This window comes from Tissierella sp. P1 (genome assembly GCF_002266425.1).
Classification (GTDB): Bacteria; Bacillota; Clostridia; order Tissierellales; family Tissierellaceae; genus Tissierella; species Tissierella carlieri.
This window is the reverse complement of record NZ_NPMN01000013.1, coordinates 1-22,185: the sequence shown is the minus strand read 5'-3', so window position 1 is coordinate 22,185 and position 22,185 is coordinate 1. Positions and strand designations below refer to the sequence as shown.

Sequence of the window (22,185 nt, the reverse complement as noted above, 5' to 3'; positions counted from 1 at the left end):
CTTTTAATTGATTCTCTTTTCTATTAATAAATAATGATTTATTCTCTAACTACCTCAACTAATGCCTCAACTATTTCTTTTTCATACCATATACCTGAATAAGTTCTAAGTTCTTGGATGGCATCATTAACACTCATAGGCTTTCGATATGGTCTATTAGATGTCATAGCATCAAAGCTATCTGCAACTAAAATAATTTTAGCCTCCATAGATATTTCTTTGCCTTTTAGACCAAAAGGATAACCGCTGCCATCAATTTTTTCATGATGCTGCAAAATAATTTTAGCAACTCCTTTATCTCCAATTGTCTCCATGACTATATCATGTCCCCTCTGAGGATGTTTTTTTATGAAATCAAACTCTTCTGCAGTCAATTTTCCAGGTTTATTTAAAATTTCAATAGGGACATCGATCTTCCCTATATCATGAATTTTACCTATAAATAAGACATTTTGAATAACCTCATCTGAAAGCTTTAAATAAGTTGCTATTTTAACAGCTAAATTCCCTGTACTATTACAATGTTTCTCTGTATAATGATCTTTTTTCTGAATCATATCCATAAGCTCCATGGTCTTATTCATCTTGGATACTTGCTCCATGAAAAAACTCTTTTTTCTAATCATCAAGAGTTCTGTATCTTCCTCTACACTAAGGTGATGGGTTTCTTTTAAATTCTTAAAGGTATAATGTTCTCCCCCTAAAATATAAGACTTCGTATTAGTATGATAAAGTTTACCACTTAATACAAAGACTGCATTCATCGAATTCTCACATTCATATGGCTGACAAATCACCGAATGCCCTGCATGTATGTAAGATTCAAAGATTTCAAAATCACTGTCTTGAATCATAAGTTTAAATCTTCCTGCTTTGTTTATATCTTCTTTTATGGCTTCACCGTTTTTATAGATTTTAAAACCATCCATGTTGTACCTCCGTGTGAGTTTTCATTAGAACATAAACTTATGAATAATCATTGCTATTACAGTTAGATATTAACTTATTATAATTAAAATAATTATACCAAATATTTCTACAATTTCCAACAAGGTTATACACAATACGACAAAAAAGTTAGCTTTAGCTTAACCTCCACTAAAATCCTAACCCTCTTTCTTTAATATTCTAAGAAAAAAATTTAAATTGCAAATCAATACTTTCTGTATTTAATTCTAATATAATATAAGAATACCATCTTTCTTGACGTTTATTGGTCAATGATCCAGGATTCAACATCAATATTCCCTTCTTAGTTTTAACTAATGGTTGATGACTATGACCAAATATAATTATATCTACATCATCTTCTCTGAATTTTTCATAGGCTCGATCTAAAGTATTGCTAATAGTACCATGTCCATGAAAAATCCCTATTCTATAACCCTCTATAGTGACTACTTCTTTTTCCTTTATCAGATTTTTTACTTCAGGTTCATCTACATTTCCCCACACTCCAATAAAATTCTTGTACTTTTGTAATGCTTCTATGACTTCTATACTTATATAATCACCTGAATGAACAATGATGTCCACTTCCTTAAAATAAGTATCTAGAAAGTCAATAAAGCTAGGGATATTTTTTGTAATATGAGTATCAGAAATAATACCTATTTTCACTTAACTTTCCTCCTATATTCATAATTATATATTTTAGATATTTCTTTTTTCCAATAAAGCCCTTAACCTCATAGTATTGAGAATCCATTCTAATTATTCCCAGTATTTAGTCATCTCTTAAAAGATATGATATAATAAAATTATCATCTTAGTGGGAGGTATAACCTTGGGTCATAAGGCTTATAAACAAATTGCAATTATTTTTATAATACTTATCATATTATTTCCCCTCTTTATAATTCTAAATAATAGAATTAATTTATCTAATAATTTAACTAAAAAAGAGAGAGAATGGTTACATCAACAAGGAAGCTTAATATATGCTGCTGATAGAAATGCTCCTCCTCTCAGATTTCATGATGAAGCAGATGGACAATATAAGGGAATTCTCATTGATTATGTAAATTCCTTATCTATAGAAATAGGAACTAATATTGAGCTTCATCCTATGCTCTGGGAAGATGCTATAGACAGCCTTTCACAGGGTCAAACTGATATATGTGATATGTTTGCTAGTGCTGAAAGGAGTAAACATTTCCTATTCACTAAACCTATATATAATTTAAGATCTGTATTGGTGATTCAGGCTAGCAACACTGACATACATAGTCTACAAGACCTTGAAGGTAAGGTTATGGCTATGCAAAAGAAAGACTATGCCAGCGAATATCTAAGTATTAATTTCCCTAGTATCGAGCAGCATTATGTTGGTGACTTAGAGGAAGCATTGCTACTTCTTGGAGAAGGGAAAGTAGATGGAGTTTTAGGAGACGAACCTGTCATATTTTATCACTTAAATAATAATCATCTAGAAAATAAAGTAAAAATAATTGAAAAACCTGTTTATGAAAATCAGGTGGTTTTCGCTGTTCCTAAGTCTAAACCTGAATTAATTCCTATTTTAAACAAGGGTATAGATGCATTGAAGAAGAAAAATGCTGTTGAAAAAGTGCAGCAAAAATGGTTTGGCATTTCAGCACCTATTGTTAGACAATTTGATATTGAGGCAGCTAAAAAATATATATTTTCCCTTATACTTATAATAGCTACTATTATTATCTTGATGAGTCTATGGAATAGTTCTCTTAAAAAACAAATTAAACTTAGAACTAAAGAGTTAGAAGATAGTAGAAATGACCTGCAAATCGTTTTTGATGGAATGACTGAGTTTATGTTAGTTTTAAATAGAGATAATATAGTTGTTAATACTAATAAGTCCTTCTTAAATTTCATAGGAAAGAGCAAATATCAAGTCTTAGGAAAGTATTATGGTGAAATTTTAGATATGTTTTCTACTTCTGATTTTGATTAATATTATAAAAAGTACTTTTGAGGATAGTATTAATTGTAAAAATGAAATATATTTAAAAAATGAAGTCTATGAAGTCAATACTTATCCCTTAAAAGACACCAATAATAATATTAACAATACATTAGTTTTAATGTATAACGTTACTAGCGATAAAATAAGTAAGAATAAATTGCTCCAAGCTAATAAAATGATGGCAATTGGAGAATTGGCCGCTGGTATAGCCCACGAAATTAGAAATCCTTTAGGAATAATTAGAAATCATAGTTTTATTCTAAGGTCATATTCCAATACAAATATCAATAAATCCCTTGATTATATTGATAATGCAGTACGAAGAGCCAGTAGGATTATAGACAATATTCTCAATTTCTCTAGAATTTCTGGTGATACTGAAGAATTTGTGAATATAGGTGAATTTATCCACAATATTTTAGAGCTACAAGTAAAAAATTTACAGAAACAGGGGATAAGTTACAAAGTTGAATGTATAAATAACTATAAATTTTTAATTAATCAAGAGTCTTTAAAGCATATATTGATAAATTTATTGTCTAATGCTATGGATGCTATTGAAGAAAATGGAGAAATCATAGTAAAAGCCTATGAATATGATGAAGGTATCCTAATAGAATTTATAGATAACGGAATTGGAATTAATGCAGAGAATATAGAGAAAATCTTCAATCCTTTTTATACTTCTAAGGAACCGGGTAAAGGTACAGGACTGGGACTTTATATAACCTATAATGAAGTTAAAAAACTAAAAGGTGACATTTCTATAGAAAGCAAGTTAGGATTTGGTACAAAATTCAAAGTGTATTTACCAGCTGGAGGGAATAGCAATGAAGGAAGTATTTAAAATATTAATAGTTGATGATGAAAAAGAACATAGAGAAACCTATAGGATGCTTTTAGAAAGCAGAGGCTTTATTATTGGGGAGGCAAAAAGTGGAGATGAAGCCTTAAATATTATGGAAAGTGAATACTATCCAATAGTTCTATGTGATGTAATCATGCCTGGTTTAAGTGGTATAGAGGTATTGAAAAAGATAAAATCAGACTACGAGTCCGTAGAGGTAATCATGGTTACAGGCTACGGAGGAGTAGAAACAGCTGTAGAAGCCATGAAAATAGGAGCATTCGGATATTTTATCAAAAGCCATAATCCAGAGGAACTTTTAATTGAAATAGAAAAGGCTAAAAAACTGCTAAATTTACAAAAGAAGAACAATATGATTTCAACAAAGAAGAATAAGGAAAGATATCTTTATCAAAGCAAGAATCCTAAAATGAAGGAATTATTAAACACTCTAGAGGATATTGGACAATCAAGTGCAAATGTACTTCTTTTAGGGGAATCCGGTGTAGGAAAAGAGATCATAGCTCAAAGACTTCACGATATAAGCAAGAGATCTAACATGCCTTTTATCGCTATTAATTGTCAATATTATTCTACAAATCTATTAGAATCTGAATTATTTGGACATGAAAAAGGTTCTTTTACTGGTGCTAATGAAAAGAGGATTGGTAGATTTGAAGAAGCTAATGGAGGTACTATCTTTCTAGATGAAATAGGAGAGATATCTCAAGAAATTCAAGTTAAATTTCTAAGGGTATTAGAAAATAGAAAAATTGAAAGAATGGGTTCAAATAAACAAATAGAAGTTGATTTTAGATTAATCTGTGCAACTAACAAGAATCTACTACATGAGATTCAAAGTGGAAATTTTAGAGAAGATCTCTTTTATAGAATAAATACTATTATACTTGAAATACCTCCTCTCAGAGAGAGAAAAGAAGATATCTTGGATATGATTAATTTCTTTATAGATAATTATAAGATGGAATTTAAAAAGGATATTACTAAGATAGAAAATGAAACATTAAAATATCTACTTAATTATAGCTATCCTGGTAATATCAGAGAATTAAAAAATATAATCGAGAGAATGTTTGTCTTATGTAAGGATGGAATATTGAAAATGGAGGAAATAGAATCAAGTACAGCAAGAAACTTTGATTCTCATAAACACTTTGATACTTTAGACTTTAACCTTGCAAGGGCAAACTTTGAAAAAGAATATTTAATCAACGCTCTAAAATTAAACGATAACAATATAACCAAAACCGCTGAGGTAATCGGTTTAAGTAGAAGACAACTTTTCAATAAAATAAACGAGTACAATTTAAGAGAATTTATGTCATAGTAGAACTTTACTATTCGTTATAAAAAATAATTCCTTGATGATATGATACTTCCAAAGTAGATAGTCTAATTAAAATAGACTATCTACTTGGAGGTATTTTTTATGCCTTTCCGCTAATTTTCTTAGCTTGTTTCATATTATCGTATCTACCGATTCCAAATATTATTGAAATAAACATTACTGCTAGCATAGCATAGGAATATAATACATATGGCGTTACTTCAACTGCTGTTAATGGAGCTGCACTGTCTTTAGCAAAACTTATGGTATAGATTATAGCAGGTGTCCAAGGTAGGGCATAAACAAATGTATTAGATTGGGCGTCTAAAAGATTTGCAATACGATATGGACTAATTCCATGTTTCTCACCTAGTGGTCTAGCAAAGGAAGCACCAACTGCTAATATTGCAGGAGCATTAAGTCCCATTAAAGCTGAAAGTATTATAATCATAAAGCTTATAACAAACTCTGCACTCCTTGGGCTCTTTGCTACTTTCCCTAAAGCATTTAATAATTTAACATCTCCATGTCCTGCTCTCATGATTTCAATCGAACCAAATAATAAAAGTGCTAGGACTACAACCTGCATCATACTATTGATACCTGTATAAATAACACCATCTACTGTTCTATCAAGTCCAGCACCTGAAACTCTAATCAAAGCCTCCTTAACTACATCAGCAGCGGGATCTATTTGTATAAAGTCCATTAATCCAAATAATACTGCTGTTCCACCTGCTAATACAGACCCTACTGTAGTTGCAATAATAATATCTCCAGATTTAACGGCAATCCAAATAGTTAATGCAACTGGAATCAGCATAAATAATGTCTTAGGGTTATATGAAATAGATTCCATAGCTGAAATATCACCTTTATATCCACTTCCAATAATGATAATTCCAATAATAACTATAATACCTGAAGCAATGGCATATTTCAGACGAGATTTAACTACACCGGGAACATCAACACCTTGTGAAGTGGCAGAACAAATAGTTGTATCAGAAACTGGTGCAAGATTATCTCCAAAGGCACCGCCAGAAATTATAGCCCCAGCTAAAAGAGCAGGATGTGCACCTAAAGCAATACCAGCTGGATATAAAACACCCATTCCAGCAGCAATTGTACCAAATCCTGTACCAGAAGCCGTAGCAAAGACTGCTGATGCTAAAAAAGATATGACGATAAAGAAAGTCCCTTGGATACCCATAGAAGCAGCTACACCAGCAATCCCATCAGCTAAACCTGAAGTACGAAGAATTCTAGAAAAGACTCCTGCAAAAATCCAGCATACTACAGGGATTATAGCTTCTTTACTAGCCATACCACTAATTAGGGCATTAGAATATTGGGCTTTGTCCTTTGCAAAGAAAAAAGCGACAACTAAAGCAGTGAATGCAGGTACCCAAAGAGCCCCATCTGATATAGAGCCAAAGTGGAATGTTGTAAGTATAATCATAACTAAGAATACAACAAAAGGTAAGAAAGAAACCCATTCACCACCATAAAACTCTAATTTTTTCGTTTCATTACTCATTTTACTCCCCCTCTTAATATATTTTATTAAAGTATATATATCGATTAATATATAATTGCAAGAAGGATGCCATGTCCTTATATAGGTAATATGCCCAAAATCCCTTAGTAGAACAATATAATTGAAAAAAATTGCTATGTAAAATAGTTCACCCTATGCAATATATCATAGGGTGAATTATACTAGGTAGACTTTACTCAAAACCTTTTATTATACAAAACCCCCTATAGATACTTCTACCTATAAGGAGTTTATTTTGAAAACATCTTATTTATTTTAGAAAAGATATAAATTTATCTGAATCTATATTTTGATTAATAACCATTCTAGGAATTTCATATTTTTTAGTATATCTAGATACATATCCTGGGCTTACTGTGAACCCCAGATTATATCCTGCTTCTTTTACATATTTAATAGTGTGTTTATCATATTCTCCAAAGGGATAAGCTATGTATTGTGAATTCAATAATTCTTTACTTTTAAATAAATCCTTCTTTATTTCTTCCTCAGAAAGAGATTTTAAAAATGGAATCCCTTCTTCATTATGACGATGTAGATTATAGGTATGACAGGCAAATAAGAATATATCATTATATTTTCCCATATCCTCTACTGGAATATACTGTAAACCCTCAGGATTAAATTCCACTTTTTCTCTAGTTGCCAGCTCTCCTACTGAAAAAATAGTTCCTTTCATGCCATATTCTTTCATTATAGGATAGGCATATATACCATTGCTTAGATATCCATCATCAAAGGTTATAACCACTGTTTTTTTAGGAAGTTTTATTTTCCCATCCATAAAGGATTCAAGCTCATTCATTGTGGCTGTATAATAACCATTTTCCTTTAAATATTTCATTTGTTCAGTAAATTTTTCAAGACTTAGTACACTATTATTGTTTTCCCAACCGAAGTTCATAATATCCTGTTCAGGTAATATGTGGTGATATAAAAGTACAGGGATTTTATCTAAACTGGCATAGGAAACTGTAGCTGTACAGGCAAATAAAAAAATAACTATAACTAATATTTTTCTTATGTAATCATCCCCTTTTGTTCTTGTCCTTCGATTTATTTTATCATGATTACATAGAGTCTTCAATATATTAATTTTATATTCGTTGGAAAGATTATTTGTTATATAAATAAATTCTTGATCTTTTCAGCATCCAACATTATAACTTTTGCAATGATAATTTTAAATCTAAAAAATAATAAGGATAGAGAGAAAAATTAAGAAAAGAATATTGGATGAAAGAATTATAAAAAAATTAACCTATTACCTAAAATATACTTGATAAAGTTTTAAAGTATGGTATAGGAGCTACTATAGAAATATTGAAGTTAAAAAAGAAACTAGAAAAATAAAATTTACTAGTTTCATTTTTATTAGATGAACTAATTCTTTTCCTATGTTTTCTATGCCTTTATTTACTTCTCATTCCACTCATTTCTCAAGCTTTCATTACTAAATACTACATAGAGTGGTCTTATAAATTCTAAAGCTTTTATTGAATATATATTTGAGAATTCTTTTTTTTTCTAATATATATTCTTTTACGCCTTTGTCAAATATCCCCAAATCAACTACCTTATCATTAATAGCCTTGAGAAGCTCTGTTTGGTCTTTGTAGCTAACCTTCAAAGAAGAATCAATATTATCAATATCATCACCATAGGTATAATTAGCTATAACCCCTAAAGTCAACTTATTTTCTTCTATTTCTTTATAGGAATTAATCTTTATTTCTGGATTACCTGTAACTACTTCTGTAATTGCATTTCTAAATAAATTTGAAAAAAAGTATTTGCTTTCTCTCTCCCTAGTATATTGTACTTGAAATGCTGCATCTAATTTCTTGTTAACAATATTATCTTCAATGATTTTCCACTCATCTAAAACTATATTTACTTCATACCCCATATTTTCAAATTTGTTTTTTATATTTTCATAGTCAGAGCCTTTTAAATTTCCATCTTTATCATAATATTGATATGGTGGAAACGGATCTGCTCCTATATTTATTATTTTTTTCATTTTAGCACCATCCTTTATTAGAAGTACTGTAATTTGGCTGCCAGATTACTGACAGCCAAAGTTTATTTACCTAGTTTTTTAGCAAGTTCTTCTAGTTTTGGATCTATGAAAACACCATCTTTTAATATTTGGCGACCATCTAACCAAACTGAGCAATTTAAGCAAATACCGTCAATATGACTCTTAGCCACCCTTGATTCACCACCAGAATAATTAGATCCCTGGTGACCGAAGCCCCACTCTGTACTGCCCCAAACTCTTTCATCTTCAGTTGTACATCCTTCTAGTTTTGCATTAGGCTACAGCCATAGCAAACATGTGCTGCAATATACATATTTGGATCATTCAGAGATTTGAAATAATTTTTAACTAATTCTGCCTTGCTACCACCTTCAAAATCAACTATTCTTCCCTTTTCAACAACATAAGTTATGACCTCATCTAATACTCCTAGTTCTGCATCTCCACCACCACTTAATGCTCCATCAATAGCAATTCTACCATTAATACTTTCTTCTATAGGAGCCCATCCAATTTGTCCTATTAAGAAATGTGCTCCTGGAACACTATAATCTATTTCACTGTTAATTGGTCTATTAGGGTCATTTTTAAAGGATACATCTGTACCAGCTTTATTTGTTATCCTTACTTCAGATGCTTCCTTAGTCATTCTTGTTAGTTCATCTTGGAATTGTTTTTGAATGTCCATATCAACTTTTCCAATATTCCTTACAATTCTTTCAATTCCTAGACCACCAAGCATTACCTGTCTAGTCCTTCCATTAGTTACAGCCTTGTCCCACAGTGGTGAATAAAGAAGCCATTGGTCATTTAATTCTATCCATACATCTGTTTTATCTGCACAGGCAATCAGAGGTTCTGGTAAATATGGCATAGTTAACGCCCCATATCCCTTTGGTGTTGAGTGCCATGCTACCATTACCTTTGCCCCTAAAGCTTCTGACATTTTTGCTATTTCCTCTGCAACTCTAAAATCAGAAACTGAATCAATTGTAATTAATACGCTCTCACCTTTTTTTACTTTAACCATATCATGCATCAACTTATATGCTGCTTGCGCTAATTCCATATCCATATATTTTGGCATATTAAATTCCTCCTTGATATTATTTTTATTATAAATTGAACTATTATGGTTCAATATATGTGCCAATTAATCCAATCTTCTTATCCTCATTCACCTTCATAAGAATTATATATACTACCATTCCTACGATTAGCGAATTTAGTGAAGCTATTCCCCAATTAACAAAGTAACCTACCAAACAAGCTACTCCCCAGCTTATAAATGCATTTATATTCCACTGACAATATTCACTACCTTTGCCATACTCATATTTTTGGTTGCTAATAAAAAAGTAGTCTGCCAATATTATTCCTGCCATTGGTGGAACTCCTATACCTAATAAAACCAACCAATCAGCGAAGTAGTTTGATAGACCTGCAACACCTACAAGAGTAGCTATAACACCTGATACAAGAACTATCTTTGATCTATCTACATTGATAATATTTGCAAGTCCCAGGGATGAGGTATATAAATTATTATCATTAGTAGTCCACTGCGCACCTATAAGTACTAATAATGCAGGGATACCAAGACCTAGTTGTAGCATAGCTGATGGAAGATCACCTATACCAGTAGCTACTGTAGTTACAAATCCAGCCATTATAATGAAAACATTTGCAACCATATATCCGAAAATTGTACCTAACCAAGCTACTTTTGTAGATTTTGCATATCTTGTAATATCTGCTTGGGCAGAAGCCCCTCCTGCAAATGATCCTACTACCATTACTATTCCAGCTCCTAAGCCCATAGATTGCTCTGGTTTCATACTTGCAACCACATTCCAGCCTCCTACTTGCTTTACTGCCACAATCATACCTATAGTTGCAGTAATGACTATCAGCGGAACCGCTATCTTGCTTAATAAGCTAATTCCTTTGTAGCCATAGTAGGCAGTTAAAAGCATTAGTATCCCGCCCCAAAATGCTGCCACATATTTTGTAGTTAAAAATCCACCGTTAGGAACATAGCATTAATTGTGTCTCCAAAGAATCCTACTTGAACAGAAAACCAACCTAACATGCTAAGAGCAAGTACTAAACTTACAATCTTTGAACCTTGTCTTCCAAATCCTGGTCTAGCTAACATTGGAGTAGCTACACCTTCTTTAGCCCCTGCAGCACCTACTGCACCACCATAAATAGATAAAATAGTGTTACCAATAAAAGAGGCTATAATTGCTTGTTTTAGATCAAGACCTACTGCTATCGACGCTCCAGTAAAGAGTCCTGACATGGCAATACAGAAACCTGCTGCTACAATGGCAACATCAAAAAAACCTTTTTTCTGGTTTTCAGGTACTCTTTCAGTTGCATTGTCGTGTTGAGCTGTGTGATGCGTTTGAATGTTGGTAGTCATACATTTTCCCTCCTATTTTTTATTTTGTTGATTAATTTTAATTTTAACATCTCTTAATTGATATTACATTATAGTAAAAGACAAATATAAAGGTATGCATTTGTGCAAAAACACAAACACATACCACCTAAAATTTCTTTGTTATAGACTATTTATCATAAGTGCCAATAAATAATTGAGCGTATATGGCATTTCAAATGGATTATCATTTAATATTTCAATTATCTTGTTTTTTCTATAAAGCACAGTATTTTTGTGCAAATACATATCCTTAGCAACTGTTGAAATATTCATATTATTATCTAAGAGATTTTTCAATGTCTCTATTAAATCAGTACCATTGACCTTATCATAATCTATTAATGGTGCTAATAAATAATCAATTATGACTCTAATATCCTCATTAAATTTCAAATCCTTTAATAATGGAAAAAAACCTAGCTCATTATATTTAACTACCCTATTTTCTCCAAATAAATTTCGTCCCATTATAGCGGCACTTGTGGCCTCCTTATATGCCTTAGGAATTTCAGTAACTTCTTCCATATGGTTGCTTATTCCTATGGATACAGAGCCTATGAAATCATTATTACATATTTTTAATATCCTTTGACCTAAAGAACTGGCTTTATCTTTATCTTTGATTTTATCATTATTACTATGTAATAATATAAAAACTACATCAGATCTAAATCCAATTAAATTATTAGGGTTAGAATATTTAACCTCTTGAGACAAAGTAGGATATAGAACCTTCTTGGCATAATTTTGAATATCCTTTACACCTTTACTAGATAAGTTTTCTTGAATACTATTAATATTAATAATCATAAGTCTAGTTTTATTGACGATATCCCAATTAATGTCTAATCCTGCCTTTAAAGCAACTTCTTCACTCCTAAAATTCCAAGTAATTAAATCACCAATATAATCCTGAATATTAATTTCTTCTAATTCTTGGATTCTACTTTTTTTTGTATAAATCAATGTGCATATCTTAGCAATATTTTCTATTTTTCTCAATGTATGTTCAAATCTTTCTTCTTCATATCCGACTACTACAAAACCATAGAACTTACCTATAGTTTTAATAGGATATAATACCTTCTTCTTTTGTCCAATATTTTTGATACAGTAATTAAACTTATCACATTCTGAGTTTATAGTGTTAAAGTTGAGTCTTAAATAATCCTCCACTGTTTTTATAGTGTTTTTATCTGTATTCTTAGAAAATATACAATTATTGTCTAAGTCAAGAAACAATATTTCTTGTTCAAACATGCTTGAAATATTGTTAAATATGTCTTCCAATTCTTCTTTATTTGCAACTTGTTCTATTAGCTTATTTTGTGTTGAAAGAAGTAGCTGAAAATTATCTATATTTATTTTCATAAGTTTTTCTATTATAGGGTTTAATATCTCTACATAAGAAACTTCAGAATTTGCAACAATGAGAGGGAAGTCTATAGTATTACATAGTTCTATTATTTCTTTGTCAATATCTTTTATCCACATATCAATATGACATAGTACAAGGCCACAGCCTCCTGACTTATGTAAGACTTTTATTACTTCTTTTTGCTTTTCAATATTTGTATGAATTGCATAAAATGAAGTTATATATAATTCGTTTTTTAGCACCCATTTTGAAATATTAGAGTCTGCCACTTCCAAAACACTTATACTATCTACTATATTATTAACTCCACCATTACCAGCTACTATACTAGCATCTCTTAAACCACCTAAACTAAGTATGTCTCTTACTGTAAGATTCATTTAATCATCCCTTCTTTCTTGCTAAGTGAAGATAAAAGTTAAACTATTTTAATATTTTCCAGCTTTATAACTATAATCTATGTAACTAAATTTGCCTTTAATTTTATACTAACAGAATGTATTATTATTTGCAATTTTAAGAAAATTCTTCATCTCAGAAGAAAATAGCTATTTGTTTAATAGATAAATTGCTTCATCCTTATATTTCCTTTTTTATCTATAACCCTTATTTATGTTCCTGTTTTATTCATAAATTTTATCTACTAACAAAAAAACTAGCTCAAAAGGCTAACTCTCAAATGTGCGATTTGTAGACGATACGGTAACTTTCTTTTAATTTCTGCAAATTAATGGTATTATGTATTATATGTATTTTGTAACCAAAGAGATAGGAGAATTTGATTTGAATAATATAATTGGAATATTGATATCTATAATTTTTGTGTTTTTAATAATAGGAATAGCTTCTGTAATGAAAAAATTAGATATGTTATCTAATGAAGGTAGTAGAAAATTTATTCATATAGGTGTTTCTAATTGGTGGATTATAGCAATGATTTTTTTTGATAATAATATAAGTGCAGCAATTGTACCAGGACTCTTTGTTATCATCAATTATATATCATATAAAAAACAAATTTTTAATGCTATGGAAAGGGATGGCTCAAAGAAGGATTTAGGAACTGTATACTATGCCTTATCTTTACTGATTTTATCTTTAATTACTTTTAAGAATAAAGAGCTGTCTTATATAGGTGCTTTGGGCATTTTAATAATGGGGTATGGTGATGGCTTCGCTGCAATAGTAGGAGTAAACTTTGGAAATCACAAGTTTAAAATATTGGGAAATGATAAAAGTATAGAAGGCAGCTTGGCTATGTTTGTTTTCTCTTTTATAGTCTCTATAATAATATTATACATATTCAACCCTGTTAATATATTATTATTTAGCTTTATGTTAGCATTACTTAGCACAGCCTTAGAGTTATTTTCTCCCCTTGGATTAGACAATCTCACTGTACCATTAGGATCTGCAATGTTTTTTTATATCATTCTATTATTACAAATTTAGGAAGTGGTTAAATGTTAAATTTTACAATAGGATTAGTTTATTCTTCTTTAATTTCCTTTGCAGCTTATAAAAAATCATCCTTAAATATAACTGGATTTTTAGCTGCTGTAGCATTAGGTACTGCAATTTATTTTTTTGGAGGTTTATGGTTTTTCAATATAATGATAGCCTTTTTTGTGTCCTCCAGTCTTTTAACTAAGTTTAAGGGTATAAACAAGAAGAATCTTGATAGATTAAATGAAAAGGATGGAAGACGTGACTATATTCAGGTTTTTGTTAATGGAGGAATAGGCCTTGTTCTAGCCTTTTTATATTACATTTATAATAATCCTATCTTCTTATTAGCTTATGCTGTGTCCTTTGGAGTTGCAACTTCAGATACTTGGGCCTCTGAAGTAGGTGTATTAAGCAAGGATAAGCCCTTATCTATATTAACCCTTAAACCTATAGAAAAAGGAATGTCCGGCGGTATAAGTACATTGGGAACTACCTTTGCTTTTCTAGGCTCAGCCTTTATATCTTCAATGTTTTTAATTGCTTATATTGTAATATATAATGATATACGACAAGGACTTACTTATTCTTTAGTATGTCTAATTCTGGGATTCATAGGCTCAATTATAGATAGTATACTAGGAGCTTCTATACAGGCTCAGTATTATTGTGAAGAAATAAAGTCATTTACTGAAAAAAAGGTATATAAAAACAAGTCTAACAGGCTTGTTAAAGGTTTTTCCATTATAAATAACGATGTTGTAAATTTTGTTAGTAATTTACTGGCTACTTTGATGGTGTTTTTGTTATATTAGACCTTGAATAATTATATCTACTAATTCTCTATCTCTTTTTTCAATTTCTCTACTTCAATTTTGGAAAGACCTGTAGCCTTTTCTACTAAGGCTATCTCTACTCCTTCTTTTAATAGATTCTTAGCTATTTCTCTGATTCCTTTTTATATTCCAATTTCTTCTCTTCTTTGTAATATACTCATAGTAACAGCCCCCTCCCCTTCTAACTTTCTTATTTGCTCCTTAATTGCATCTTCATCTATAAATGTATCATTTTGCAGCTCTAAATTTTCTATATCTATTTATATCTAATACTTCTTTTGGCATATTATTTTCTATAAAGTCCTTTACTATTCTCTTTTGACTAAATACTTCTTTAAATGCTCTTCATATCTTAACCCTTAATCCTTTTTTCAACCTTATCTATATTATTAATCGTGAGATACTAACCCCTTGAAGATTTTCACTTCACCTCTACTATGGGACACTAATCCTGTCCCTCTGTCCCTTTTTTGCAACTTGATAATATATGATAAATGCTTTATAATACTAGTGTAAAACTAATCTATGAGGTGCTAATATGTTATTTAATTCAGTACAGTTTATTATATTTTTTATTGTTGTAACCTTAGTTTATTATATTCTTCCCCATAGATTTAGGTGGGTTCTACTTTTAGTTAGCTCCTATTATTTCTATATGGCTTGGAAACCCGCTATATACTATTGATACTATTATGTACCATAATAAACTATATTGCAGCTTTAATAATAAGTAAACATAAAGATCAAGGAATTAGAAAGTTTTGGTTAGTTCTAAGTTTAAGTATTAGCTTTGGAGTATTATTTATATATAAATATCTTTCCTTTATTAATGATTCTTTAGGGAATGTATTTGCATATTTCAATTTTAATTATCCAATTGGACATTTTGATATACTTCTTCCCATGGGAATATCATTTTATACTTTTCAAACATTGAGTTATACTATAGATGTATATAGAGGAGATATTAAACCCGAGAAGAATTTCTTTATGCTGTCCTTATATGTAACCTTCTTTCCTCAGCTTGTGGCAGGACCAATTGAACGTTCAGATAAATTATTACCTCAATTACGTGAGAAGGCTTATTTTGACATCTATAGGGTCTTAGATGGTATAAAGATCATGCTAATAGGATTTTTCAAGAAAATAGTAATAGCTGATAGATTAGCTGTAGCAGTCAATGCAGTATATAACTCTCCACAGGATTTCTCAGGTATATACTATATTATAGCTACCATATTATTTGCTTTTCAGATATATTGTGATTTCTCTGCATACTCAGAAATAGCCTTAGGAGCTGCAAAGGTATTGGATATTGATTTGATGAGAAACTTTGATAGACCATATCTTTCTAAAAGTATACAAGAGTTTTGGAGAAGATGGCATATTTCTCTATCCACTTGGTTTAGAGACTATCTATATATACCCTTAGGTGGAAATAGAGTGAGTAAGCCAAGATATTATCTTAATGTATTAATTACCTTTTTACTCAGTGGTCTTTGGCATGGTGCAAATTGGACCTTTGTAATTTGGGGAGGGCTACATGGTATATATCAAATTATAGCCCATATGACTAAAAGAGTTCGCTCTAAGGTTAAGTCAACCTTAAGGCTTAATAATAGCTTTGTTCTAAAATTATTTCAGGTAATATTTACTTTTACTTTAGTGTGCTTTACTTGGATATTCTTTAGAGCAAATTCCATTTCTGATGCAATCTATATTATTAAAAACTTATTTTCAGATATGGATAATTGGAGAAATATAGATTATCTATATGCTGTAGCGAATAATATGGGACTTAGTTTCTTTGAGCTTTTATTGGGGATTGCTTCTATTATATTGTTATTTATTGGAGAGCTTATTGCTAGGAAAAAACCTTTATATTTAACTCTCAATAACTCTAACTTCATAATAGAGGGTTCCTTTTATATCATACTATTATTGATAATATTAACGATGGGGGTATACTTCAATGCAAACCAATTCATATACTTCCAGTTCTAATAGGAAAAGATTCATATGGATAAAATTGATTATATTTATAATCATCTTATCAATTTTATTACATTATATCGGAAATTATTATGAGGATATAAGCAATGAAAATCAAATTACATCTGCATACAAAAAGGCATGGACTGAGTTCTATACTTTAGAGCCTAATACTTTAGATTTAATATTCATAGGCTCATCCCATGCATACTGTACCTTTGATCCTGAAATCATTGATGCTGAACTTGGAACTAGCAGTTTTAACTTCGGTTCTCCACTACAACATGCTGATTCTACTTACTATGTTTTAAAGGAAGTCCTAAAATATCATAAGCCTAAAATAATGGTATTTGAATTATATTGGGATATGCTTAGTAATGAGTTTGAGTTAAAACAGGCAGATACAGTTATTTCAGCAATAAATAACAAGGAATTTGAAAGAGAATTTTTAAGAAATGCTTTTCCCTTAAACGAACTGGTAAAATATATTTTTAAACCCGTTAGATTTCAGCAGGATGTATTTAGCTATTGGAATGATGAACTAAAAGAAGATATAGAAAAGCAACTCAAGCCTATAGAGGAGGAGCAAAAAAATGTTCCTGGAGTGAGCTATCATAGATCGAGAGGGTTTATATATTCAAATATAGTTATACCTGAATCAGAGTTCCATGAAACCAATCAATTTATTGGATTTGATGGTGCTACATGGGATTTTAATGAAACACAAAAATCCTATATTGAAAAAATAGTTAAACTCTGCGAAGATGAAGGAATTACACCTATATTTGTGACAGCACCTATTGCCAATGTTTCAATGGAATATATTAAAAACTATGATATACTTCATAAAAAGATTGCAGATTTTGCTGATGAGCTGAATGTTCCATATAGAGATTACAATATAGTAAATAAAGAAAAGAATTTATTTGTCAACGAAAACTTTAGAGATGATGCACATCTTAACTATAGCGGTGTTCAAATATTCATGGAAGACTTTATAAAATGGTATAAGCAAGGTCAATATTGACCTTGCTTATTATTATTTTACTAAGATTATATCTACTTCTCCATCTTGATTGAAATGTAATTTAACTAGAGAGTCTTCTTTAACAAATCCTATTTCTATATAGTCACTAGTTACCCAATAGGACTTTTCCTTATTGTTTTCTTTTACTGTGATTTCAACTACTTTTCCAGAAGAAGATTCTAGTTTAGTTACTTCTAGATATTTATCAGAGTTATTGAAGATTAATTCTGATCCAATCACTTCATTACTTTCATTTATAAATAGTTTGACATACTCATCTGGGTTTATATCTATTAGTTTAGCATTCTTTTCAATTTTATATACTACAGACTTGTCACCAACAAAACCTTCTATTTCATCATCATAGCCAACTCTAAATTTATATTTTAGCCTAATTATCTCTTCTTTACTATTCTTTAAACTTTGCTTAAATCCTGTAAATAAAATTGTATTTATTTCATTTTTATCTCCTGATGTAATGACCTTATCCCCTACTTTTAGTCTATCAAAGTCATAGTCTGATATTATATATGCCTTTAGTTTTGCATCCGATTTTGTATTTTCAAATACTTTATTCACTTCCATAGATTCAATATCTGTTATTCCCTTACTATCTTCATGGAATAGGAAAGAATTTGTATCTTTGTCTACAATATATTTTTTATCTAAAGCAAATTTTCCATCAGAACTCTTGTTTATAGCTACTGAAGCTATTTTCATACTTTCAAAACCTTTTACTAGATATAGATTCTTAATATCTTTTCCATCTTTAATGATATATACTAAATCTCCTTCTTTTAGAGAATTAAGTTTGATATCCTTTTTATTCACATCTTTAATAGAAGTTTTTAGACTAATTTCAAATTCTACTTTATTCCCATTTTTATCTACTAATCTAATATGATTTGATGTAATCCTACTAACCACATAGAAGTCTTCATCACTTGTTTTAGATGATACTACATATTTAATATTTCCTGCTGCATCTAGTCCAAATTTAACTTCTTGCCCTCTAATTAAATATAAATCATCATATGCCTTATCAGAGTCTAAGACTATGAATTTATCTCCATTAGTAGAATAGACCATATGGAATTTATCTGATACCTTGTAGTCCTTGTTATCTATTCTAACGACTACACCTTCTCTATCTTTGTATAGGACATTGTCTAGTATACCATCTAATTCTACTTCTTCGGTAACTAAGATTTGTCTATCTCCATATACATGCCCAATATTAAAATCTTGGATATCAGCTAAATCTACAGTTTTTAATACATTGTCTTTGATTAAAATAGCTCTATCTATAACCATAGACCTTTCATCAGTAAAAGTCACTTTGTTTCCATCGACTTTAAGAATAGGTTCTACCTTGGAAAAACTAAAGGATTCAATCGCTAGTACCTTGTTTCCATCAACAGTAATTCTAGCAAAGTCTGATTCTACTTTGTTGTAGAAATCATTATAATCAATTTCTTCATCATTATGATATACAAATTGTAGTTTGTTGTTTACATTATCAGATGAATCTTTAAATAAGATATCATATGTTTTGCCATTCAAAGTTACTTCATCTCTTCTAAATTCTGCCTTACCCATTAGATAATCATAGGAATTATCTATTTCATAGGACTTTAAGTTATTATTATCATCTAATTTAACTCTAACTACCTTTCCTAATAAGTCTTCTAGAGAATCTTTATTAGTATGTTTTATCCTAGTATATTCATTGGATTTATACTTACTAGCATTGTTGCTATCTTTAAATATAGTAAGTCCTAATTCGTCCTTATCTATGGAGTAAACTCTTTCTACTTCACGGACTATAGCTTTGTAGGCATTTAAACCTTTATCTTCATTAGGTTTTACAGTATTATATAACATTTCAAAGGCTACTAATCTAGTGGCATCTTTTTTGTAATCTAAGGATTTCATAGATGAATCTAATATACCTAATTCATTAGCTTTAAGGATATATGGTGTTGGCCATACTCCAGCTTTTTGTTCTTCTGCTGTAAGTCCACCTTTTACTTGGACTAACATAGTGGTTATCTCTTGGTAAGTAATGTTCTTCTTAGGTCCAAAGGTCTTATCTGGAAAACCACTTACAATTTTCTCCTGTGCTGCAACATTGACCATACCATTTGACCATACTTTGGAATTCATATCTTTAAATATATTTTCAACATTTTGATATGAAGCCACTAAGGATTCCTTACCTAAAGCCTTGACTATAATAGTTGCAGCCTCTTCACGAGTTAGATTTCCATTAAGATTTAAATCTCCACTTCCATCTCCCTCAACAAACTTCTTCTCAACTAACCAATCTATTTTCTCATTTCCAGTCTTAGCAAAAGTGATTGTACCTAAACTAAGTAAAATTATAAATACAAGAAAAGTAGATATTATTTTTCTATTCATGTCATTTTCCCCCTTCATATTTATATATTATATATTCCCATGATGTATCATGTAAAACAGATTTAATAAAAAAAGAGTCTTAAGACTCTTTTTTATTTGAATATTAATAAACTTTTTGATTCTTATAGTATACTTTTATAAGTATATCTTGCTTATATACGTCTTTCATTTGATATACTATATCAGATTTCATCTCATCTACTAAATTTCTTATTTCAGAATCATATAAATCTTTGTATAAATCTACTTCAACATCTACATTATATCCACTTACAGATACGGATACTCTATCTACATCATTTCTATATCTATTTTCTAGATAAGTTTTCATTTCTGTTGCTGTTAAATAACTTCCTGAACTAGAACCTGTTCCATAGTATTGGACATCTCCTCTTTTATCAGTATAGAAATCTAGAGAAGTACTGTTAAGTCCACTGTTTACATATCCTTTTACAGAAGCATTTTTATACTCTTTCTGAATAGTATATACTATATCTTCTACTAAATCTTTTCTTTCCTTATCATATAAATTATCCCATGTACCTCTATCGGATTTAGATACTACAACATCTACTTTTACTTCATCTTTATCCCCTTTAAGAACTATATCTAATCTTACTTTTTTGTAATCTCCATAGTCTCTGTTTAATTTTTTCTCTAAATCAGAAAGATTTCCTATTTTATCATCTTGTTCCTTAAGTTTAGCTTCTAATTCTTTAACTTTGTCTTCAAGTGTAACTATCTTTGCATCTTTTTCTTTTACATCGGCTTGTGCCTTTGTTATCTGTTGTAAAAGATAATTAATGTCTTGTTGATTTTGCCCTGACTTATCAGTAATATAAACACTATTTGGATTAGATGCAGTCCAGTCTATATTTTTGTCAAGGGCTTCTCCTAAAGCTCTAACTGGTAAATAAGTTCTATTATTTACTATAATTGGTTTTTGATCTGCTGGTAAGCTCATTGCTGCACCATTGTTGAAAATAGTCATGTTTGCAATTTTTCCAACAACATCTGTGCCAGCTGCCATAACCCCCGTAAATACAGATGTACCAAGTATTGTAGCAGCACCTAGAACAGCTACTGCTTTCTTCTTCATATTCTTCATAATATTAACCTCCCTTTTTCCTCCTGCTTTATCTCACACTATAATGATATTATAAAATAGTGCTTTTGTCAAAGACACTAAGGTTACAATAGTATTACATTTATATTACAATTCTTTATATTGAATAAGAAGAACCCCTTTGGATTTACTCCTCTGGGGTTCTTCTTTAGTTGAGATGTATTATCTCAATTTAGTTCGTTGATTATTTTGCAGCAATTGTTACTGCTTCTAATGTGTTTGGAACTGTTACTACAAATACTACATTCTCTGTAGCTGAAGCTTCTGTTCCATCAGTTATAGTTACAGTAAGTTCAAATGTGAATGCTTTTGAATCTTTTGTTATATCTACTGGACTAGTTCCTGTAACTGCACCCGTATCTTCAAATGTTGGTAATGTTCCTACAGCTAGAACATGTTTAGCACCATTTGTATGATTGCTTGGTTCAGCTATAGTATAATTAGTATCTGATACTTTAGTAACAGTTAATTTTAAATCAGCTTTAGCTTCTGCTACATTTTCCCAAGCAGTTATCATCGCTTCAGCTTCAGTTAATTTAGTTAAAACTAAGCCTGTTGCTTGTGCTGGAGTTAATTTATTGTATGCTGCTCTTGCTGCTTCTACTTGCGCTTTATCTGCTAATTTTACATTAGCTTTTGCTGGTAATGCATCTATTAACTCTTGTACTAATGTTCCTGCTAATGCATTTTCTGCATTTGTTAATGCAGTTACATTAACTGGTTTTACTAATGCTTTTTGAGCTGTTGTTAATTTATCGTAAGCTGC

At 30.4% G+C, this 22,185-nt stretch carries 20 protein-coding genes; 7 read left to right on the top strand and 13 right to left on the bottom strand.

The window, feature by feature from the left end; all coding sequences use genetic code 11:
* Positions 1–38: 38 nt before the first annotated feature.
* Together CIW83_RS10760 and CIW83_RS10755 are read right to left on the bottom strand one after the other, a co-directional pair.
* Positions 39–929 carry an HD-GYP domain-containing protein gene (locus tag CIW83_RS10760; RefSeq protein ID WP_094901045.1) on the bottom strand — a complete coding sequence of 297 codons (891 nt, stop codon included), beginning with the start codon at positions 927–929 and terminating at the stop codon, positions 39–41.
* 199 nt (positions 930–1,128) lie between these two features.
* Complete coding sequence (locus CIW83_RS10755; RefSeq protein WP_094901043.1) at positions 1,129–1,620, bottom strand: metallophosphoesterase; 492 nt, start codon at positions 1,618–1,620, stop codon at positions 1,129–1,131.
* A gap of 166 nt (positions 1,621–1,786) precedes the next feature.
* Here CIW83_RS10755 and CIW83_RS10750 point away from each other — a divergent pair, with 166 nt between their 5' ends.
* From CIW83_RS10750 to CIW83_RS10740, 3 genes are all read left to right on the top strand, one after another.
* On the top strand, positions 1,787–2,932 hold the full coding sequence (locus CIW83_RS10750) for an ABC transporter substrate-binding protein (RefSeq protein WP_158220090.1): 1,146 nt from the start codon (positions 1,787–1,789) through the stop codon (positions 2,930–2,932).
* A gap of 169 nt (positions 2,933–3,101) precedes the next feature.
* Positions 3,102–3,791 (top strand): sensor histidine kinase, encoded by a 690-nt coding sequence (locus CIW83_RS10745; RefSeq protein WP_158220089.1) that lies wholly within the window; start codon positions 3,102–3,104, stop codon positions 3,789–3,791.
* Complete coding sequence (locus tag CIW83_RS10740; RefSeq protein WP_094901037.1) at positions 3,775–5,139, top strand: sigma-54 dependent transcriptional regulator; 1,365 nt, start codon at positions 3,775–3,777, stop codon at positions 5,137–5,139. The genes CIW83_RS10745 and CIW83_RS10740 overlap by 17 nt, the downstream gene beginning before the upstream one ends.
* 100 nt (positions 5,140–5,239) lie before the next feature.
* Here CIW83_RS10740 and CIW83_RS10735 read toward each other — a convergent pair whose 3' ends face one another.
* The 8 genes from CIW83_RS10735 to CIW83_RS10710 all read right to left on the bottom strand — a co-directional run bounded on the left by CIW83_RS10735 (position 5,240) and on the right by CIW83_RS10710 (position 12,951).
* The gene (locus CIW83_RS10735) at positions 5,240–6,679 is read right to left on the bottom strand and encodes a Na+/H+ antiporter NhaC family protein (protein WP_094901035.1); all 1,440 of its coding nucleotides are present in this window, start codon (positions 6,677–6,679) and stop codon (positions 5,240–5,242) included.
* Between the two features lie 271 nt (positions 6,680–6,950).
* Positions 6,951–7,787: a polysaccharide deacetylase family protein gene (locus CIW83_RS10730; RefSeq protein ID WP_094901033.1), complete on the bottom strand. Its 837-nt coding sequence runs from the start codon at positions 7,785–7,787 to the stop codon at positions 6,951–6,953.
* Between the two features lie 366 nt (positions 7,788–8,153).
* The gene (locus CIW83_RS10725; RefSeq protein ID WP_094901031.1) at positions 8,154–8,723 is read right to left on the bottom strand and encodes an ABC transporter substrate-binding protein; all 570 of its coding nucleotides are present in this window, start codon (positions 8,721–8,723) and stop codon (positions 8,154–8,156) included.
* A 62-nt stretch (positions 8,724–8,785) separates the two neighbouring features.
* Entirely contained in the window at positions 8,786–8,914 is a 129-nt protein-coding gene (locus tag CIW83_RS24340) for a hypothetical protein (RefSeq protein WP_255374374.1), read from the bottom strand.
* Between the two features lie 92 nt (positions 8,915–9,006).
* Positions 9,007–9,831, bottom strand: coding sequence for a hypothetical protein (locus tag CIW83_RS10720; RefSeq protein WP_201259803.1), 825 nt, complete (start codon positions 9,829–9,831; stop codon positions 9,007–9,009).
* A 43-nt stretch (positions 9,832–9,874) separates the two neighbouring features.
* On the bottom strand, positions 9,875–10,747 hold the full coding sequence (locus CIW83_RS10715; RefSeq protein WP_255374373.1) for a cytosine permease: 873 nt from the start codon (positions 10,745–10,747) through the stop codon (positions 9,875–9,877).
* Between the two features lie 11 nt (positions 10,748–10,758).
* Positions 10,759–11,172, bottom strand: coding sequence for a cytosine permease (locus CIW83_RS24335; RefSeq protein WP_201259801.1), 414 nt, complete (start codon positions 11,170–11,172; stop codon positions 10,759–10,761).
* A 141-nt stretch (positions 11,173–11,313) separates the two neighbouring features.
* Positions 11,314–12,951, bottom strand: a complete 1,638-nt coding sequence (locus CIW83_RS10710; RefSeq protein WP_094901029.1) for a PucR family transcriptional regulator — start codon at positions 12,949–12,951, stop codon at positions 11,314–11,316.
* Between the two features lie 403 nt (positions 12,952–13,354).
* On the opposite strand from CIW83_RS10710, the gene CIW83_RS10705 reads away from it, so the two are divergent.
* From CIW83_RS10705 to CIW83_RS10690, 4 genes are all read left to right on the top strand, one after another.
* Positions 13,355–14,023: a diacylglycerol/polyprenol kinase family protein gene (locus CIW83_RS10705; RefSeq protein WP_094901027.1), complete on the top strand. Its 669-nt coding sequence runs from the start codon at positions 13,355–13,357 to the stop codon at positions 14,021–14,023.
* Positions 14,024–14,034: 11 nt separating this feature from the next.
* Complete coding sequence (locus tag CIW83_RS10700) at positions 14,035–14,832, top strand: DUF92 domain-containing protein (protein WP_094901025.1); 798 nt, start codon at positions 14,035–14,037, stop codon at positions 14,830–14,832.
* Positions 14,833–15,534: 702 nt separating this feature from the next.
* On the top strand, positions 15,535–16,857 hold the full coding sequence (locus CIW83_RS10695; RefSeq protein ID WP_201259800.1) for an MBOAT family protein: 1,323 nt from the start codon (positions 15,535–15,537) through the stop codon (positions 16,855–16,857).
* Positions 16,826–17,872, top strand: coding sequence for a hypothetical protein (locus CIW83_RS10690; protein WP_094901023.1), 1,047 nt, complete (start codon positions 16,826–16,828; stop codon positions 17,870–17,872). Before CIW83_RS10695 ends, CIW83_RS10690 begins: the two co-directional genes overlap by 32 nt.
* Positions 17,873–17,884: 12 nt before the next feature.
* On the opposite strand, the gene CIW83_RS10685 is transcribed toward CIW83_RS10690, so the two are convergent.
* The 3 genes from CIW83_RS10685 to CIW83_RS22250 form a co-directional block, all read right to left on the bottom strand.
* Positions 17,885–20,293 carry an S-layer homology domain-containing protein gene (locus CIW83_RS10685; RefSeq protein ID WP_158220088.1) on the bottom strand — a complete coding sequence of 803 codons (2,409 nt, stop codon included), beginning with the start codon at positions 20,291–20,293 and terminating at the stop codon, positions 17,885–17,887.
* A gap of 103 nt (positions 20,294–20,396) precedes the next feature.
* On the bottom strand, positions 20,397–21,401 hold the full coding sequence (locus CIW83_RS10680; RefSeq protein ID WP_094901019.1) for a stalk domain-containing protein: 1,005 nt from the start codon (positions 21,399–21,401) through the stop codon (positions 20,397–20,399).
* Between the two features lie 202 nt (positions 21,402–21,603).
* A partial coding sequence (locus CIW83_RS22250; protein ID WP_201259799.1) for a hypothetical protein occupies positions 21,604–22,185 on the bottom strand: 582 nt, incomplete at its 5' end.

Excerpts from the sequence above, each read along its gene's own strand:
- CIW83_RS10760 (WP_094901045.1), bottom strand. The coding sequence starts at position 929 with ATGGATGGTTTTAAAATCTATAAAAACGGTGAAGCCATAAAAGAAGAT.
- CIW83_RS10740 (WP_094901037.1), top strand. The coding sequence starts at position 3,775 with ATGAAGGAAGTATTTAAAATATTAATAGTTGATGATGAAAAAGAACAT.
- CIW83_RS10735 (WP_094901035.1), bottom strand. The coding sequence starts at position 6,679 with ATGAGTAATGAAACGAAAAAATTAGAGTTTTATGGTGGTGAATGGGTT.
- CIW83_RS10725 (WP_094901031.1), bottom strand. The coding sequence starts at position 8,723 with ATGAAAAAAATAATAAATATAGGAGCAGATCCGTTTCCACCATATCAA.
- CIW83_RS10720 (WP_201259803.1), bottom strand. The coding sequence starts at position 9,831 with ATGCCAAAATATATGGATATGGAATTAGCGCAAGCAGCATATAAGTTG.
- CIW83_RS24335 (WP_201259801.1), bottom strand. The coding sequence starts at position 11,172 with ATGACTACCAACATTCAAACGCATCACACAGCTCAACACGACAATGCA.
- CIW83_RS10710 (WP_094901029.1), bottom strand. The coding sequence starts at position 12,951 with ATGAATCTTACAGTAAGAGACATACTTAGTTTAGGTGGTTTAAGAGAT.
- CIW83_RS10700 (WP_094901025.1), top strand. The coding sequence starts at position 14,035 with ATGTTAAATTTTACAATAGGATTAGTTTATTCTTCTTTAATTTCCTTT.
- CIW83_RS10690 (WP_094901023.1), top strand. The coding sequence starts at position 16,826 with ATGCAAACCAATTCATATACTTCCAGTTCTAATAGGAAAAGATTCATA.
- CIW83_RS10685 (WP_158220088.1), bottom strand. The coding sequence starts at position 20,293 with ATGAATAGAAAAATAATATCTACTTTTCTTGTATTTATAATTTTACTT.
- CIW83_RS10680 (WP_094901019.1), bottom strand. The coding sequence starts at position 21,401 with ATGAAGAATATGAAGAAGAAAGCAGTAGCTGTTCTAGGTGCTGCTACA.